This window comes from Bartonella sp. ML70XJBT, assembly GCF_028618425.1.
GTDB lineage: Bacteria > Pseudomonadota > Alphaproteobacteria > Rhizobiales > Rhizobiaceae > Bartonella.
Genome location: NZ_JAQISX010000060.1, coordinates 1 through 3,397 on the forward strand (window position 1 = coordinate 1; position 3,397 = coordinate 3,397).

The 3,397-nt window shown below is 37.0% G+C and carries 2 protein-coding genes and 1 pseudogene; all 3 read right to left on the bottom strand.

Annotated features, from left to right (window positions below):
• Nucleotides 1–285, bottom strand: a 285-nt coding sequence (locus PVV65_RS09365) for a transglycosylase SLT domain-containing protein (RefSeq protein ID WP_273789980.1), incomplete at its 3' end; no start/stop codon positions are given.
• Nucleotides 286–301: 16 nt separating this feature from the next.
• Entirely contained in the window at nucleotides 302–2,419 is a 2,118-nt protein-coding gene (locus PVV65_RS09370; RefSeq protein WP_273789981.1) for a hypothetical protein, read from the bottom strand.
• 1 nt (nucleotide 2,420) lies between these two features.
• Nucleotides 2,421–3,397 (bottom strand): annotated as a pseudogene (locus PVV65_RS09375) (hypothetical protein); the annotation flags it as partial.

Consider the following 3,397-nt stretch of genomic DNA (forward strand, 5'->3'; position numbering starts at 1 on the left):
AGGCGCCCTTCCCAACACACGGCTTAAATGGTTGCGATTATCAAGGGTCAATCTCCCCATCGCATCGGCTGCCTGCATCGGGTCAAAACGGTCCTGCAAACCATATTGCTTGGCTGTACTGTCTATAAACTGATACAAACCACCCGCAGAAGAACGCGGATTCCTTGCATTGGGATTGCCTCCACTCTCAACTTGCGCAACACGGTATAAATAGCTTTCCGGCAAGCCATACCGCGCTGCTGCTTGACGTATCGCTTGATCAACTGAAGGACTATAACGAGACATAGCTAAAACTTTCCTATTAACTATTAAATGCTTCAGAATTCCGTATCCCTGCTGTTCCCATTTCCCATATCAATCTAGATAAAGCAGTAGAAAAGCGTTTTGCACGATCTTGCGTTATTAATCCTGCCTTATGAGCTTCAATGAAATCTTGAATAATATTTGCTACCTTTTTTGAGTTATATTTCCCTACTTTCAAAGAATCCAACTCTATTATTTTTTTATCTAACTCTCGTTGAACAGCTAAACGTTTCTGACTCATTGTCATCATATGTGCATTTTTTAAAACTCTGAAAGCAGCATGCGGAAATTGCCCAATATCTTTATACTCTTTAAATCCTTGAAAGAGTTTTGGGCGAGCTCTATCTGTCAATTCTGGAATTCCCTGATAGGTTTTATTGTACAACTGTTCTAATTCGAAAGCATCTTTTAATCTTTTTAAAGAGTCTTCCCCAAAAAGAGATTTCAGTTTTTCTACATAGCTATCTGTATTGAAAAGGTTTTTATAATACTCTAGCTTATCGCTAGAATTAGCACTTTCATAATCAATTTTACTTCTTGTACCTAATTTATAAGCATCTTCAAATGATGGAGTCCTATCACCAACAGATGAAATTTTTCCCTTACTTTTATATACATTGCTTTTACCTAAGACCTCATTGATAGTAATAGAGGGACTTAAGGAATCATACCCTTCTTTTACAGCTTTAGATAAATCCTTATAAGAAGCGAAAACCTCTCTTGCTGCCTTGTAGTTTTTTGAAATATCGTCTAGCAACGCTATAAGATATTTTTCAAGTGAAACGAGATCCGCAGTATCTATTCCATCTAGATTATCACGTTGAATTTGATTGCTAATTTTCATTTTGGTTCGGTGAAGAATATCCATCGTAGGGTTATGGTGTTTTTGTACATACGCTGCATCCGTCATTATCCGATTATTAAAGTCTTGCGTCGCATCTTCATAGGCTTTCCTAAAAACTGAATGCTCCATTAACTGATTCACCTTTTTTTGGTGTTCAGGCTTTAAAGCCACACTTAATGCTGTATCATATAATGGTCCTGACTTTATACTACCTATATTATCAAAAGCTTTTTTAAGCTGTTCCGCATCTAGTATCGAAGTAGATTTATCTACCGCTTCTTCTAAAGCTCCTTCAAGTTCTCCAGCTCCTTTTCTCTTAATAAAGTTTTCATCTAGAGTTTTACCCATTCGTTCTGAAAATCCAGCGGCTCTTTTACCAAGTTCTTCATCAAATTTCTCATGAAGAACTCTATTGGTTTTCACTATATTATAAACATGTTGTCTAAAACCCGGAATAATATCACTAAGACGTGTTTCAGGTCCTTTCTTTGCAAGGGCTTCTGAAAGATTTTGAATACCAGAATTATGCGCATAACTAGCAATATTTCGTAAATTTCTCTTAGAAAAACCATCAGGAACTTTCTTTCCTGTATTGCGGATAGCGTTATATGCTTTACCCGCAACAGATCCCCCAATAGCCAAAATTGGAGCCGCTATGCTTCCAACTACAGCATTATTTATCCCACTATCTACAGAATCTCCCCATCCTACACCACTTCCAATCCCTGATAATGCTCCTGATAATGCTCCCGCTCTCGCCACAGATTTAATACCTAAATCTTTTCCTGGAATACCTATTGCTTCGCCTACAAGACGAGGCAACAAACCGGCTTTTCCAGCTCCAAATACCGCTAAACCTAACCTACTCGCAATCCACGGTATTCCCCCTGTAGCTATCAGTGGTACAATAGATCCTAAAATATTTCCACCAAATGATAACCAAGGGTGTGCTCTATGTATTGCTCTCTGATAGGCGCGTGCCTTCTTTACAGTCTCATCGTAATTACCTCCTGATAAATGCGATAACGCGCCTTGAAGCTCATCACTAAAGTTTGATGTAAGTCCTTCTATAGCAGAATTTTTGAAAGCATCCCACATCGAAATATTTTCAGTAGGATATTCTTCTTCTAACTTTTGCATTTCTTTTGAAGACTGTGGAACCTCTGCATATCTATTTGTGACATTCTGTCTATTTATGAAATTCTGAATTTTCTCCATTATATCTTTATCTGAAATATGACCGATAACAGGTGAATAAGGAGTATAACCCATATCAATACCCTTTCCCTCTAACCAGATTATATTGATCTATAAAGAACGTACCTTTAGGTAATGCATCCTCTTGGGCTTTGTTTGTTACATATCTAAATTTTGAAATAGGCGATTGTAGCTGACCATCTTCTTGCTTATCCAAATCATTTAAAAGTTTGTATGTATTACTTCTTGCCTTTAACACTGCCTCTTTTACAGCTATAATTTCTTGTAACAATAAATCACGAGGCAGGTTTGGATCTAAATTTCCCAAACGAGTCTGTAATGATGTAAATTCTTGTATATTCATATTTCCATACCCAGACGCTCCATTTGGTGACTTCTGTTTCATTGCCTCCAAAGTTTCACGTGCAAGATTCTTTTTAAGCGCTTCAAGATTTGACTTTAATATTGAAGCATCACTGTTATTGAGTAATGAAAATACGGGTGATAAAATATTTGTACCAGTCAATGTATTTTGAATTATTTTTTCTGTTTGCTCAAGTAACCTCAAATTAGTATCCTGACTAATTATTTCATCTTTGAAAAATTGTTTTTGCCTTAGAAGCTTTTCTTTTTTTTCCTCATACGTCTTACTACCCTTGATAACCTTTGCTTCCGGCTCTCCAGTCTCAGGATTGCGAAAAACATCATAGTCTTCCGAAACTTTAGGTAATGTAGCATTCATTTTATTACTTGTTTGTTGAAAATTATCACGTGCATTTATTTCCCGTATAAACAACTCATTAAGCATTTGAGGATTACGTGCCATAACCCGCGCTTCTTCTTCGCTGTAGCCTTTGGATTTTAGATACTCGACGGTCTGGTTAACCTGTCTTCTTTGTTTATCGCCTTCATTAAGATGCTTCACACCACTTGCAAGCACATCCCATCCAGAGCCATCAGATGGTGCTGCCGACATACCTGCAAAAAGATCTTTAAGTTTCTGGTAAGCATCTGATTGAAAAAACTTATAAGTATTGGACTGTAAAAATTTAT

Coding starts and splice junctions, on each gene's coding strand:
- PVV65_RS09370 (WP_273789981.1), bottom strand. CDS start 2,419: ATGGGTTATACTCCTTATTCACCTGTTATCGGTCATATTTCAGATAAA.